The following is a 14,568-nucleotide window of genomic DNA, read 5'->3' as shown; positions in this document are numbered from 1 at the left end:
TCGACGACGTCGCGCGAGGTGCGCGGCGGGGTGACCGTCAGTCCGTGGTCGCCAGGGCTCTGGTCTCCCGTTGGAGGGCGGCGAGGAAGCGGGCCGCGTCGCGGCCGTTGATGAGGCGGTGGTCGTAGGCGAGGCCTATGTGGGAGACCTGCCGGGCCTTCACCTCGGTGCCGTCCAGGTAGAGGGTCTCCTGGGGGGCGGTGACGGCGAGGGCGCAGGCGGTGCCGGGGAAGATGAAGGGGATCGCCAGGCTGATGCCGCCGTCGTGGTGGAGGGTGACGGCGATGTTCGCGTCGGCCAGGTCGGTCGCCTTGAAGTCGCCCTTCATCGCGGCCACGCGGTATTCCATCAGTTTCGTCGCCACCTCCTGGAGCGACTTCGCGGCGGCGTCGTGGACGACCGGGACGTACAGGCCGTCGCCGGTGTCGAAGGTCACGCCGACGTTGGGGCGGTCGGAGAGGACGGCCTTGGTCCGGTCGTCGCTGAGGGTGGCGAAGAACAGCGGGAACTCCGCGTGGAGTCTCGCGACGGCCATGACGAAGAGTTCGGGCAGGCCGACCGGGCGGCGGACCTGCTTCGTCAGGCGGCGGGTGGCGGCGAGTTCCTCGTCCAGGGGCATGTCGAGGACGGCGTACGCGGCGGGGATCGTGGAGTGGGAGAGCGCGACGGCGCGGCCGACGGCCTGCTGGACCTTGGACAGCGGCTCGGTGGGGGCGGCGTTGGCGGCGGCGAGCTGGGCCACGTCGGTCCGGCGGATCACGGGGATGCCCAGGGCGGCGACCTGGTCCTCGGTCACGCCGAGTTCGTCCATGGCGGCGCGGGCGGGAGCGGTGATCACGGGGCCGGGGCGTTTGGCGGGGGTCACTCCGGCGGCCGAGAGGGCTCCGGTGGCGAAGGCGCCCGTTTCCGGCGAGTGGGCCAGCGCGGAGGCCAGGGTCTCGGAGTAGGTCCGGTCGTCCGCCGGGGGGACCTCGACCACGGAGCCGATGGTGGCCAGCAGGTCCCCGGGGGCGCAGTCGGCCATCAGGGCGACCTCCTGGAGCAGGACTCCGGACGCGTCGGCGGTCACCTCCTCGGCCGACTTCGAGGTCTCCAGGACGGCGATCGGGTCGCCCTCCTTGACCTCGGTCCCGGTGGCGACCAGCCATTCCACCAGGACATAGCTGTCGTCGTTGTTGTTGAGCTTGGGGACCTTCACTTGAGGGACTCCAGGACCGTGTCGTGGATGGTGGTCTCGGTCAGCAGCACGGCACGTTCGAGGTGGGAGGCCGTGGGGATGACGCTGTCGGCCGAATGGGCCAGCGCGACCGGGTTGCGCAGGACGCCCCACAGCTCCTGGTGGAGCCGGTGGGCCACCTCGGCGCCCCAGGTGCCGCCGGCGGTGCTCTCCTCGGCGACGACGACCGACTTCGCGCCGCGGGCGGCGGCGACGAGGGAGGTCACGTCGAGGGGGTGGAGGCGGGAGGGGACGAGCAGGGTGCAGATGATCTCCTGCTCGATCAGGAGGCGGCGCATCGCGGCGACGGCCCGGTGGGTGACCCCGCCGGGGGCGATGATCACGCAGTCGGGGGGCGCGTCGACGTGGACGCGGGCCAGGCCGTCGGTGAGGTCCCAGGTGAAGGGGTCGTCCACCTGGTGCATGCGCTTGGTGTAGAGGACCTTGTCCTCGAAGAAGACGCAGGGCCGCTGCGAGGCGATCATGGCGGCGAGGACGGCGCGGTTGTCGTGCAGGGGCGACATCTCGTAGACGTCGAGGCCGGGCACGCCGATGAAGTGTTTCTGCAGGCTCTGGCTGTGGGTGGGGCCGTAGCCCCGGCCGCCGCCGGTGGGCAGGCGGACGATGAGGCGCATCGGGACGCGGGTGCCGTACATGGAGACGGACTTGGCGGCGAAGTTGACGATCTGGTCGAACGCCAGCGTGACGAAGTCGCTGAACATGATCTCGACGATCGCTGTCTCGCCGCACAGCGCCAGGCCCGCGCCGACGCCGGTGATGGCGTTCTCGCTGATGGGTGTGGTGAGGACCTGCCCGGGGAACGCGGTCGACAGGCCTCGGGTGGCCTTGAACGCGCCGCCGTAGGGATCGAGCAGGTCCTCGCCGAGAAGGCGGGCCTTCGGGTCGGCGGCGAGCACCTCGTGGAGGGCCCGGTTGAGGTTCTCTACTACGCGCATGCGGGCCGCCTCGTCAGGTGCGGGTCAGAGCGGAAAAGCCCTTTTTCGGTACGGCTCCGCACACCCTGCCACCAGGGCGACGAAAGCCGGCGGTTCATCGGTCCCACCGGGAGGCAGGGCGGGCCTTCACCTCGCGTACCACCGAGTCGACCAGGTCGTGGGCGCGGGCGTCGGCCTCCGCGAAGCCCGTGTCGCCCGACATGTCGCGATACCAGTCGCGGAGCTCGTCGACGCCTGACCGCGTGTCGTCACCCTTGCTGTGCGGCCCCAGCCGGTTGACCGCGAACTCCACCACGAGGGGCGAGCCGGTGCGTACCGAAGAGACCAGCGGTTCCAGGACGGCCCGGACCGCTCCGACGTCGTCGGCGGGCAGGGCGACGTGCCGGACCCCGAAGGCCGCGCACCGTGCCGCGATGTCTCCGGACATGGCGAGCTCGGTCGGCGTCGTCTGCGCGATGCCGTTGTGCTCCACCACGACCAGCAGCGGCAGCCCCCACAGCGCCGCCAGGTTCAGCGACTCGTAGACCGCGCCCTCCCCCCAGGTCCCGTCGCCGATGTAGGCGCAGGCCAGCGCCCCCGAACCGCGAAGGTGCAGGGCCGCGCCGGCGGCCACGGGCAGGCTCTCGCCCTGGACGCCGGTCGACACGTACCCGTCCCGCAGGATGTGCTGGCTGCCGCCGACCCCGCCGCAGACCGCCCCCTCGCGGCCCATGATCTCCGCCAGCAGGCCGGCGGGGTCGTCGAACCGGGCCAGGTAGTGGCCGTGACCCCGGTGGTTGCTGAAGACGCGGTCGTCCGGGCCGAGCAGGCCCGACACCGCCACGGGCACGATCTCCTGGCCCAGGCACGTGTGGGTCGTGCCGTTGAGCTCGCCCTTCGCGAACAGGTCGAGCAGGGCGCGTTCGAAGTGGCGGATGAGCAGTAACCGGTCGAGGTCGGTGGTGGTCACCTGACGGCCGGTTCCGCCTCGCGGATCGCCTGGACGACGCCCGCGATCGTCGGGGTGTCGAAGAAGACGTCGAGGGGGACCTCGACGCCGAGGCGCTTGCGCATGCGGGCGATGATCTGGGTGATGGTCAGCGAGTGCCCGCCGAGGTCGAACAGGTCCTCGTCGTCGCCGATCTCGTCGATGCCCAGGACTTCCTGCCAGATCTCGCGGATGGCGTCGTCCAGGCCGGCCGCCTGCGGGGTGCCGTCCACAGGGATGTCGGGGTTGTTCATGATGGTGAGAAGGTCCTCCGCTATCCGGGCGACGTCGGACTCCGTGCCGGAGCCGGCGCCGTATTGCATGATCACGAAAAGGCCGTCGGGGTGGTCGACGGCCTGGAGGTGCAGGACGCTGCGTACGGAATGGTTGAAGACGGCCCAGTCGACGGTGGCCTCGACGCCGGTGAAGACGGGGTCGGGGCGGCGTTTGCGGTAGCTGACGGAGACCTGCGCCAGCGCGGTGCGCGGCCGCACCCCCCGGACCGCACGGGCATAGGGGACATGCCGGAAGCGGTACATCTCGCGCAGGTCGCGGTGCAGGGTCCGGGCGACGTCGGCCACGGTGCCCTCGACGCGGACGGAGACGGGGAGTTCGTTGACGAACAGGCCGATGTTGTCCCGGACGTCCGGGACGCGGGTGGACAGGTCGACGGCGACGGTCGGATCGGGGTTGCCGTAGCGGTGCAGCAGGGTGTGCACCGACGCCAGGAACAGCTCGAAACGGGAGACGCCCGGCACCTCGGGCATCCGGGCGGGGAAGGTGCGCACCGCGCCCTCGGCCGCGCCCAGACCGGCCGCCTTGAGACCGGGCAGCGTCGTCTCCCCCACCGGCCGTGACGACCAGTAGGCCTTGGCCTCGGCGAGGTCGCGCCTGACGCGCTCCCGCTCCCCCTCGGCGAAGCTCGCGTAGGACATCCCCAGCCGGGGGTGCGACTCGCCGTTGTAGAAGTCGGCCAGGTCCCTGACCAGGATGTCCTTCGACTCGCCGTCGAACACCAGGTGGTGGGCGACGAACACCAGGGCGTGCCGCCCGGGGTCGAGCTTGACCACGACGAACCGGGCGAGCGGCCCCTTCTCGACGTCGAAGGGCGCGAGGGTCTCCTCCCGGACGATGGCGGCGAGGTCGGTGGCGGTGGTCAGCCGGACCTCCGGCCGCATCCCCGGCACCATCACCGGCAGCCCGTCGTCCTCGGCGACGGCCGTGGAGAGCACGGCGTGCCGCCGGACGACCGCATCGCACGCGGCGTGCAGGGCGCACACGTCCAGCGGCCCGTCGAAACGGATCACCAGCGGCATGTGGTAGGCCGTGCGGGCCCGTCCCATCCGCTCGGTGATCCACATCCCGGTCTGCGCGAACGACGCCTCCGTCGGGGCAGGGGTCATGACAGGGCCCGCTTGTCGACCTTGCCGCCCCGGTTGCGCGGCAGCGCGTCCATCGTGGTCACCTTCGCGGGCAGTTCGTGCGGGGCCAGCCGCTCGCTCAGGAAAGACCGGAGGTCGGGGAGCGGGATCTCCTCCTGGACGACCAGGGCCACCGCCACCGCCTTCCCGAGCACCGGATGGGGCACCCCGTAGGCGGCGGCCTCCTTGACCAGCGGATGCGCGTGCAGCGCCTCCTCGATCTTCAGCGTCGAGACCTTGTGGGCTCCGGACTTGATGACGTCGCCGGTCCGGTCGACCAGGAACAGGTAGCCGTCGTCGTCGAGGTAGCCCAGGTCCCCCATCCGCACCCACCCGTTCCGGAAGGTGTCGGAGTCGGGGTCGCCGAGATAGGCGCGGGGCGCGGCGGACGAGCGCATCCACACCTCGCCGATCTCGCCGGTGGCGGCCGGGGTCCCGTCGCCGGAGGTGACCCGGACCTGCCCGCCGGCCGCCGCGCGGCCCACCGATCCCGGGCGCTCGGGGTCGAACACCATGATCGTCTGAGCGGGAGCGGCCTCGGTCGAGGTGTAGTAGTTCGTGATCATCGCCGCCGGGAACAGCTCGGTGAGCTTCGCCGCCACGGCGGCCGGCAGCGGCGCGGCGGCCGATCCCAGCAGCAGCACGCTGTCGAGCGGGTCGACCCCCGCCGAGAGAAGTTCGATGGCCATGGCGGGCACCAGGAATACCGTGCCGGCCTGATATTTCGCGACAAGATTCGCGAACCGGGCGGTGGTGAACATGGGCGTCGTCACCACCGTGGGGTGGGCGGCGATCGCGTTCACCAGCATCATCTGACCGGCGTTGGTCCCGATGGGGAACGCGTGCGCGAGGTGGGTGGAGTGCCGGAACGCCCTGCGGCGCGGGTCGCGGTGCAGCCCGAAGGCGAGGTTGCCGTGGGTGGCCATGACCCCCTTGGCGACGCCCGTGGTCCCCGAGGTGAAAAGAATCTGGGCGGGGTCCGAGGATGAAACTTTCACGGGTTCGGCGGGTTCGGCGGGGCCCGTGGGAACGTTCCGGAGAATCCGGGCAATTCCGGCACGTTCCGCCAGAAGTCGGATCTCTCCCTCGGGCGTCCGGTCGGACATCGGCACGGCCACGGCCCCCGCCCGGAGCACGCCCATGAACGCCACCGCGTAGTCCAGCCAGGCGGCGTGCGGGAACACCAGCCCCACCGGCTCGCCCGGCCGGACGCCTTCGTTGATCAGGATGTTCGCCATGGCGCCGGCGCGCGCGTCCCAGCCGGAGTAGGTCAGTTCCCCCACCCCGTGGACGATCATGGCGACGCCGTCAGGTTCGGCGGCGGCGCGGGCCGCCAGCAGATCCGAGAGCGTCATAGGACTTCCTCAAAGATCGGATGAATATTGCCCGAGCACGGTTTTACTGAAAACATTCTTTCCAATTAGACCCATGGCCAGTCTGGCATGGTCCCGATGCTCGTCACAAGGGGTGCCCAGCTCTGCCAGACCAATAGGCCAAGCCGGTTTCGGTCTTGTGAGCGGAGACGGGGCGTGCCAGACTGACGCCGTCCGCTAATTGCAAAGAACCTTTCCAGTTAGCTTCCCTGGCTGAGGCGTTTGGCCTCTTTGTGCTGCAGTCGTCCGATCTCTTGAGGGAAGATGCTCGCCGTTACACCGGCCAACCCACTCTCGCTCGGACAGGAACGGCTCTGGTTCCTGCACGAGCTCAACCCCGATGACGCGTCGTACAACATCTGTGTGACCGAACGGCTCGTCGGGGATCTCGACGTGGCCGCACTGGAGCGGGCGCTGACCACGGTGATGCGGCGGCACGAGGTGCTGCGGACGCGTTACCCGGCCGTCGACGGCAGCCCCGTCGCGGTGGTCGAGGACCGCGCGCTCCCGCTCGAACGCGTCTCCGGCGTGCCGCTCGCCGACCTCACCAACCGGCCCTTCGACCTCGCGAACGGGCCGGTCGTCAGGGCCTACCTCACCGACGACCAGACGCTCGTCGTCGTGCTGCACCACATCGCCGGCGACGGCTGGTCCCTCGGGCTCCTGTACGAGGAGATCGCCACGCTCTACGCCGGCGGCGACCTGCCCGACCTGCCCGCGCAGTACGGCGACCACGCCCGCAGGCAGCGCGAACAGCCCGTCGACACCTCCTTCTGGCGCGACCGGCTCGACCGGGTGCCGGTGCTCGACCTGCCGGCCGACCTGCCCCGGCCCCGCGTCCGCACCTCCAACGGCGCGGTCGTCGCCCGGAGGCTGCCCAAAGAGCTCACCGACCAGGTCAGCGCGCTCGCCCGCAAGGAGCGCGTCACCCTGTTCATGCTGCTCATGGCCGCCTTCCAGACCCAGCTCCACCGCTACACCGGCGCCGTCGACTTCGCGGTCGGCACCCCCGTCGCGGCCCGGCCGGACGAGGACACCGAGAAGCTCATCGGGTTCTTCCTCAACACGGTCGTCCTCCGCGCCGACCTCGCCGGAGATCCGACCTTCCGGGATCTGCTGAAGCGCACCCGCAGGACCGCGATCGACGCGTTCACCCACGCCGACACCCCGTTCGACCGGATCGTGCAGGACCTCGGCGTGGCCCGCGACCTCGGCCGCACCCCCGTCTTCCAGACGCAGTTCAGCCTGCGCAGCGAGGCGGGCACCCGCTTCCACCTGCCCGGACTCGTCGCCGAGCCGGTCGACCCGGACTTCCACCAGGCCAAGTTCGACCTGTCCCTGGAGATCGCCCCGGCCGACGAGGGCCTGGACGCCTTCTTCGTCCATTCGGCCGACCTGTTCCGCCCCGAGACGGTCGAGCGGTTCGCGGCCAACTTCGAGACGCTGCTCCGCTCGATCGTGGCCGACCCGGAGCAGCCGGTCTCCCGGCTGAACCTGGTCTCCCCCGCCGAGACCGCTCTTCTCGACCGGTGGTCCACCGCGCCGGACGAGCCGGTCACGCCCGCGCACGAGACCCTGGCCGAGGTCATCTCCCACCGCTCCCCCGACCGGGTCGCGATCCGGCACGGCGACGACGCGATCTCGTACCGGAGACTGCACCGGAGGGTCGCGGGCACCGCGCGGAGGCTGCGCGAGCGGGGCGTCGGGCCGGGGGTGCGGGTCGCGGTCTGCATGGACCAGTCGATCGACCTCGCCGTCGCGCTGCTCGCGGTGCTGAAGGCGGGCGGGGCCTACGTGCCGATCGACCCCGAGTATCCGGAGGAACGCCGCGCCTTCATGGTCGAGGACTCCGGCGCGGCGGTGCTGCTCACCGAGATCGACGACGCGGAGGCCGACGACCTGGACCCCCTCGGCGGCCCGGACGACCTCGCCTACGTCATCTACACCTCCGGCTCGACCGGCAGGCCCAAGGGCGTGGCCGTCCAGAACGGGGAGATCCTCCGCTACCTCGCCGACGCGCGTCAGCGCTTCGCGGTCGAGGACGAGGCGGAGTACGCCCTCCTCCAGTCGCTCGCCTTCGACTTCGGCATCACGGTCCTCTACCTGTGCCTGAGCACCGGCGGGACGCTGCACCTGCTGCCCGCCCGCATCTCCGGCCCCGAGCTGGCCGGGCACATGCGCGGCATCGACTACGTCAAGCTCACCCCCTCCCACCTGGGCGCGCTGGCCGCCGACATCGACGACGTCGGCGCCCTCCTGCCGAGGAAGCTGCTCATCTTCGGCGGCGAGGGGTCGAGCTGGGACTTCGCCCGCGACCTGGCGCGCCGGGTCCCCGTCGTCAACCACTACGGCCCCACCGAGGCCATCGTGGGCGTCTCGACCCACCGCGTCTCCCCCGACGTGACCCCCACGGGTCCGATCACCCCGATCGGGAAGCCGCTGGGCCACGCGCGCCTGTACGTGCTGGACCGGCACCTCGCCCCGGTCCCGGCGGGCGTGGCGGGTGAGCTGTGCATCGGCGGCCGGCTGGCCCGCGAATACCTCGGCCGCCCCGGCCTCACCGCCGAGAAGTTCGTCGACCATCCCCTGTACGGCCGCCTCTACCGCTCCGGCGACCTGGCCCGCTGGCTCCCCACCGGCGACCTGGAGTTCCTGGGCCGCCGCGACCTCCAGGTCAAGATCCGCGGCTACCGGGTCGAGCTCGGCGAGATCGACGAGGCGCTGCGCACCCTGCCCGGCGTCTCCCACGCCGTCACCGACGCCCGGGACGGCGACCTCGTCGGCTACGTCGTCGCCGATCCCCGCCCCTCGATCGGTGACCTGCGGACCTCCCTGTCCGACCGGCTCCCGGAGTACATGGTCCCGACCCGCTGGGTGTTCCTCGACGAGCTCCCGCTCAAGGGCCACGGCAAGGTCGACCGCGCCGCGCTCCCCGCCCCGCAGGACGCCCGCCCCGACCAGGACGTCCCGTTCGAACCCCCCGCCGACGCCGTCGAGGAGGCCATCGCCGCCGCCTGGTGCGAGGTGCTGGGGATCCGGCGGGTGGGCGTCCTGGACGACTTCTTCGACCTCGGCGGCCACTCCCTGCTGGCGACCCGGGTGGTCGCGAAGCTGCGCAGGACCCTGCCGGAGGGTTCGGCGCCGATCGCGCTGATGGACCTGTTCCAGCACCCGACGGTCCGTGCCCTCGCCGCCGTCGCCCGGTCGGCGGGCGGCCCGAGGCCGCTCCTCTACCGCCTCACCTCGCAGGGCGCCAAGGCCCTGGTCTGCCTGCCCTACGGCGGCGGCAGCGCGGTCGTCTACCAGCCACTGGCCGACGCGCTGCCGGCCGGGTGGGAGCTCTGGTCGGTCGCCGTTCCGGGCCACGACCTCGGCCTGTCCGAGGAGTCGCAGCCGCTGGAGGTGGTGGCCCAGCGGTGCGTCGAGGAGATCCTCCGCATCGAGGCGCCGATCACCCTCTACGGCCACTGCGGCGTCGGCGGCGCGCTCACCGTCGAGATCGCCCGCCGCCTGGAGGCGGCCGGACGCGCGATCGACACCGTCTACCTCGGCGGGATCTTCCCGTTCGCCCGCCCCACCAAGGGCGTGCTCGGACGCTGGGCCAAGCTGGCCAGGCTGGAGCGGTTCCGCAGCGACAAGGGCCAGCTCAACTGGCTCACCGCGCTCGGCGCCGACCTGTCGGACCTGGACGACGCCCAGAAGGCGTTCGTCATCAGGAACATGCGCCACGACGCCCGCGCCGCCGAGGACTACTTCACCGCCCTCATCGACAGCGGGGCCCCGAAGCTGAGGGCCCCGATCGTCTCGGTCGTCGGCGAGTACGACCCCGCGACCGACTACTACGAGGAGCGCTTCGCGGAGTGGGGCTTCATCACCGAGCGGACCCGGCTGGTCGTGATCGACGAGGCGGGTCACTATTTCCTGAAATATCGCCCGGAAGAACTGGCCCGGATCGTGACCACGCCGGTCGCCGAGGGCGCGAGCGACCCTGACCTCGTCTCGCGCCCCGGCCCGGCCCCCTCGGTGACCAGGTTCCTGCTGATCGCCTTCGGGCAGATGGTCTGCCTGGCCGGGTCGACGCTGACCGAGTTCGCACTGCCGCTGTGGGTCTACCTCCAGCACCAGTCGCTGGCCCAGCTCGCCATCCTCCAGGTCCTGGCCGTCATCCCCGGCGTGCTGGCCGCCCCGCTCGCCGGGGCGCTGGTCGACCGGTCGTCCAAGCGCGGCGTGATGATCGGCGGCAACGCGGCGGCGCTGGCCGTCCAGGCGGTGACCGGGGTGCTCGTCTGGACCGGCAACCTGCACGTCTGGACGCTCTACCTGCTGCTTCCGCTGCTGTCGGTCGCGCTGACCACGCAACGGCTGGCCTTCACGGCGGCGGTGCCGCAGCTCGTGCCGAAGCGGTATCTCGGCCACGCCAACGGCATCGCCCAGATGGCGCTCGGCATGGCCCAGTTCATCGCCCCGCTCGCGGCGGTCGGCCTGCTGTCGGTCTGGGGGCTGGGCGGCATCCTGCTCCTGGACGTCGTCGGCCACGTCCTCACGATCGTCGTGCTGGCCCTGGTGGCGTTCCCGGCCGCGCTGGCGCTGCGCCGCAGGGAGAGCGTCGGGCGGGAGATCGCCGAAGGGTTCAAGATCTCCTTCGGCAACCCCTACTTCCGGGCCATGGTCCTGTTCTTCGCGCTGCTGTCGCTCGGCCTGTCGCCGGTCTTCATGATGTACTCACCCCTCGTGCTGGAGTTCGGGACCGTCCAGGACGCCGGGGTGATCGCCCTGGTGGCGGGGTCCGGCGCGGTCGCGGGCGGGCTCACGATGGGCCTGTGGGGCGGCCCGTCGAGACGCCGCATGCGCGGCATGCTGCTCCTCACGTTGATCATCGCGGTGTCGTGCGGCGTCGTGGCGCTGCGCGACGACCTGACCCTCATCGGGGCCGGCGCGTTCGGCGTCAGCTTCGGGCTCGCCCTGGTCAACGGCGTCTACACCACGATCATCCAGGTCAAGGTCCCGCAGCGGTTCCACGGCCGGGTGTTCGCGCTCAACCAGATGGTCGCCTGGTCGACCATCCCCATCGGCGTCGGGATCATCGCTCCCGTGGGCACCGGGCTGCTCGGTGACGTCTCCCTGATGTACGCCGTCTTCGCCGGGTTCATCCTGCTGGTCGTCGTGGGCGCGCTGCTCACGAGGAGGCTGGCCCGTTTCGACGACGCGGTCCCCGACGCCACCCCCGACGACCTGGTCGGGCTGGAACGGAAGGTGCGCAATGAAGGAAAGACTGGCCGAACTGGTGTCGGAGTCGTGTGACGGCGAGCTCACCCCGGCCGACGTGCTGGCGGCGACCGTGCCGCTGGCCTATCTCGGCGTGACCTCGCTGGCGCAGATGCGGCTCATCGACGCCGTCGAACGCGAATACGGCGTCGAGGTCGACCTGAGCGGCGACGTCACGTTCCTCGACAGCGTCGACGGGCTGGCCGCCTGGGTCGAGGCCGCCCGGTCACCGGCATGACCCGGGCCGTCTTCTCCGGCGGGCGCACCGGAACGGCTCCGTTCACCTGGGGCCAGCGCGCGATCTGGGAGGCGATCGAGCGGACCCGGCCGGACGACCACTACTTCAACTTCGGCCGGGTGCTGCCGCTGGGCGCGCGCCCGGCGTCGGTGTCGTCGGCCCTGTGGGCGCTGGGCCGCCTGGCCGAACGGCACGAGTCGCTGCGCACGCTCGTGCGCGACGGGGGCCAGTTGCTCAAGGCGGGCGGCGAGCTGAGCGTCCGGACCGGGGACGACCCCGACACGCTGCTGGCCGCGATGGCGGCCGAGCCGTTCGACTACGAGACCGAGTGGCCGCTGCGCGCCGGGCTGGTGCTGTCGGAGGCCGGTGAGGTCACCCATCTGGTCCTGGTGTTCTGCCACCTGGCGGCCGACGGCCTGGGCGCCGAGCAGGCCATCCGCGACCTGCGGCTGCTGCTGCTGCGCGGCGGCGCGCCCGCGGCCAGGCCGCCGCAGCCGATGGACATCGCCCGCTGGCAGGGGTCGGAGGCGGGCCGCCGGGTGGCCGCCGAGGCCGCGGCCTACTGGGAGCAGGCCCACCGGCGCATCCCGCCGACCATGTTCCACGTGCCGTCCGGAGCTGGGGAGACGCCGCCGATCTGGCGGGCGTCGCTGCGGTCCCCCGCCGTCGACCTGGCCGCGCAGCGGATCGCGGTCCGCCACGGCACGAGCACCTCGACCGTCCTGCTGACGGCGGTGACCGCGCTGGTCTCGGAGATGACCGGGCACGACACCGTGGCGATGCTGCCGATCGTCGGCAACCGGTTCCGGGCCGACACCCGCACCGCGGTGACCACGATGTCGCAGGAGGGGCTGTTCGTGCTCGACGTGGAGAAGGTCCGGTTCGAGGAGCTGCTGAGTCTGGCCGGGGCGGCGGCGCTGCGGGCCTACCGGAGCGCCTACCACGACCCCGCCGACCGGTCGGCGGCCCTGCGGCGGGTCGCGGCCGAGCGCGGGACGGACGTCCACCCGTGGTGCTGCTTCAACGACATGCGCTTCGCCGACAACCCCGTCTACCGCGACGAGACGCTGATCCGCCGGGCCCTCGGCGAGAGCGCGCTCAGCTGGCCGATGTCGCAGGACCAGCTCAACTGCCGGTTCTGCGTCCACCTGAGCGGCACCATGGACGTCTCGGTGACCGCCGACACCCGCTGGCTGTCCAGGGCCGACATGGAGCGCTTCCTGCACGGCCTGGAGACGATGCTCGTCGAGGCGGCCCTGCGGTGATCGCCTACGCCGCCGCGACGTCGTGCCCCCAGGGCCGCCCGCTGACCTTCCATCTGGGCGGCGACAGCGGCGTCCACGTCCACGACGCCACCACCGGCGCCCACGTGCTGACCACCCGCGCGCACGGCCCCCGGTGGACCCTGGACATCCCCGGCGACTGGCCGAGCTCGCTCTACCGCGCCCACTTCACCGACGCCCCGGCCTCGGAGGTGCCCCGGGCGACCGGTGAGCTGCCGGGCACCAACGTCTCGGGCGACGACGAGGTCTACTTCGTCGTGACCCCGTCCGGGCCGAAGAAGGACATCCTGGTCTCCATCCCGTTCGGGACCTGGCAGGCCTACAACCGCGCGGGCGTCCCGGGCGAGGGCCTCTACTGGACCGAGGACCCGGATCGCGCGACCGAGGTGACTTTCGACCGTCCGGGCGGCGGCCCCTCGCCCGAGCGGTGGGAGGACGGCTTCCTGCGCTGGCTCCGCCCGGCGGGCTACGACGCCGACTTCTGCGACGGCCTCGACCTGTCCGGGGAGCTGCTCGACGGCTACCGGCTCCTGGTCGTCAACGGCCACGACGAATACTGGACCCGCGAGATGCGCGACGCGTGCGAGGAGTTCGTCCGGCGCGGCGGCAACATGGCGATCTTCGCCGGGAACACCGCCTGGTGGCAGGCGCGGCTGGAGGGCCGCACCCTGGTCTGCCACCGCGACCCCTTCACCGACCCCGTCGACGACCCGGCGCTGGTCACCGCCGAGTGGTCGAGCGTCGGCCGCCCCGAGAACTCGCTGACGGGCGTCAGCTTCCGGGCGGGCGCGGGAACCTGGGGCCCGTCGATGCCCCTCATGAACGAGGAGTCGTACGTCACCCGCTTCGCCGGCCACTGGGTCTTCGAGGGCACCGGCCTGACCGAGGGCGACAAGTTCGCCCAGGGCGCCCTCGGCTACGAGACCGACGCGGCCGAGTTCGTCGAGGTGGGCGGCGTCCCGAGGGTGACCTCACGCGACGGCACCCCGTCGTCGTTCACCGTCCTGGCCACCGCCGACCTGCGCCACTGGCGATCGGGCGGCCAGGGCGGCTGGGCCACCATGGGCGTCTTCACCTCGGGCCGGGGCACCGTCTTCAACGCCGCGACGGTCAACTGGGGCAACACCCTCCACGACCCGGTGGTCGACCGGATCACCCGCAACGTCCTGACCCGCCTCAGCTCCCCGTACGACGGCTGGGACGTGATCGGCGATCCGGCCGACGTCCGCGCCCTGGCCGCCGACGCCCGCGTCCTCTACGGCGTCAGCGCAGGCGGCGCCCTGATGAGCCGCGAACTGTGCGCCCAGAACCTGCCCTGGCGTCCCATCGGCTGGGCCGGTGACGTGATGTGCCTGGACACCCCGCGCGAGGCGGCCGGGACCCGCGGCGTCCTGCTGTACGGCGTGACCCCCGACGGCATCCTGAGGTCGAGGGCGGCCGTCGAGATCCCGGCCCCCTGGACCGACGAGGCGACCTGCCCGGCGGGCACCGTGGCCTTCGCCGTCGCCGACTGCACCTTCTGGGCGGCGACGTCGGAGGGCCGCCTGTGGGCGATGCCCTTCACCGGCGAGGAGTGGCTCGACCGGGGGGAGTGCGACGCGGTCGCCATGAGCGGCATGAACGGCCGCCTCTACGCCCTGACCAGCAGCGGAACCCTGGTCACCCGCCGCCCTGCCGCCACCGGCGAGTGGCACCCGGCGGGCGACCTGCCGGAGGGGACCACCACCTTCACCGCCCACGCGGGCCACCTCGTCGCCACCGCCCCGGGCGCACCGCTCCGCCGGCGGGAATCCCCCAGAGCGAGAACGCTCTGAGACGCCGGCCTGCCCGAGTCACCGTGTCCGGAGCG

General features: G+C 71.9%; 9 protein-coding genes. 4 read left to right on the top strand and 5 right to left on the bottom strand.

The window, feature by feature from the left end; genetic code table 11:
• Positions 1–37 precede the first annotated feature (37 nt).
• The 5 genes from AW270_RS39850 to AW270_RS12940 all read right to left on the bottom strand — a co-directional run bounded on the left by AW270_RS39850 (position 38) and on the right by AW270_RS12940 (position 5,915).
• The gene (locus AW270_RS39850; RefSeq protein ID WP_061294343.1) at positions 38–1,198 is read right to left on the bottom strand and encodes a 2-oxo acid dehydrogenase subunit E2; all 1,161 of its coding nucleotides are present in this window, start codon (positions 1,196–1,198) and stop codon (positions 38–40) included.
• Positions 1,195–2,172 (bottom strand): alpha-ketoacid dehydrogenase subunit beta, encoded by a 978-nt coding sequence (locus AW270_RS39845; protein WP_061294342.1) that lies wholly within the window; start codon positions 2,170–2,172, stop codon positions 1,195–1,197. The genes AW270_RS39850 and AW270_RS39845 overlap by 4 nt, the downstream gene beginning before the upstream one ends.
• 94 nt (positions 2,173–2,266) lie before the next feature.
• Positions 2,267–3,121: a thiamine pyrophosphate-dependent dehydrogenase E1 component subunit alpha gene (locus tag AW270_RS12950; RefSeq protein ID WP_061294339.1), complete on the bottom strand. Its 855-nt coding sequence runs from the start codon at positions 3,119–3,121 to the stop codon at positions 2,267–2,269.
• Positions 3,118–4,542 (bottom strand): condensation domain-containing protein, encoded by a 1,425-nt coding sequence (locus AW270_RS12945; RefSeq protein WP_061294337.1) that lies wholly within the window; start codon positions 4,540–4,542, stop codon positions 3,118–3,120. The genes AW270_RS12950 and AW270_RS12945 overlap by 4 nt, the downstream gene beginning before the upstream one ends.
• A complete protein-coding gene (locus AW270_RS12940) occupies positions 4,539–5,915 on the bottom strand; it encodes a class I adenylate-forming enzyme family protein (protein WP_061294335.1) in 1,377 nt (458 codons plus the stop codon). The genes AW270_RS12945 and AW270_RS12940 overlap by 4 nt, the downstream gene beginning before the upstream one ends.
• A gap of 282 nt (positions 5,916–6,197) precedes the next feature.
• On the opposite strand from AW270_RS12940, the gene AW270_RS12935 reads away from it, so the two are divergent.
• The 4 genes from AW270_RS12935 to AW270_RS12920 are packed head-to-tail and all read left to right on the top strand — an operon-like array spanning position 6,198 to position 14,533.
• Positions 6,198–11,234: a non-ribosomal peptide synthetase/MFS transporter gene (locus AW270_RS12935; RefSeq protein ID WP_061294333.1), complete on the top strand. Its 5,037-nt coding sequence runs from the start codon at positions 6,198–6,200 to the stop codon at positions 11,232–11,234.
• Positions 11,194–11,436 carry an acyl carrier protein gene (locus AW270_RS12930; RefSeq protein WP_061294331.1) on the top strand — a complete coding sequence of 81 codons (243 nt, stop codon included), beginning with the start codon at positions 11,194–11,196 and terminating at the stop codon, positions 11,434–11,436. Before AW270_RS12935 ends, AW270_RS12930 begins: the two co-directional genes overlap by 41 nt.
• Positions 11,433–12,701, top strand: coding sequence for a condensation domain-containing protein (locus tag AW270_RS12925; protein WP_061294328.1), 1,269 nt, complete (start codon positions 11,433–11,435; stop codon positions 12,699–12,701). Before AW270_RS12930 ends, AW270_RS12925 begins: the two co-directional genes overlap by 4 nt.
• The gene (locus AW270_RS12920; protein ID WP_061294326.1) at positions 12,698–14,533 is read left to right on the top strand and encodes a N,N-dimethylformamidase beta subunit family domain-containing protein; all 1,836 of its coding nucleotides are present in this window, start codon (positions 12,698–12,700) and stop codon (positions 14,531–14,533) included. The genes AW270_RS12925 and AW270_RS12920 overlap by 4 nt, the downstream gene beginning before the upstream one ends.
• The last annotated feature ends 35 nt before the right edge of the window (positions 14,534–14,568 follow it).

It is taken from the genome of Herbidospora cretacea (assembly GCF_001570605.1).
GTDB lineage: Bacteria > Actinomycetota > Actinomycetes > Streptosporangiales > Streptosporangiaceae > Herbidospora > Herbidospora cretacea.
The sequence above is the reverse complement of the archived record's forward strand: the minus strand, read 5'-3'. Positions and strand labels throughout refer to the sequence as shown.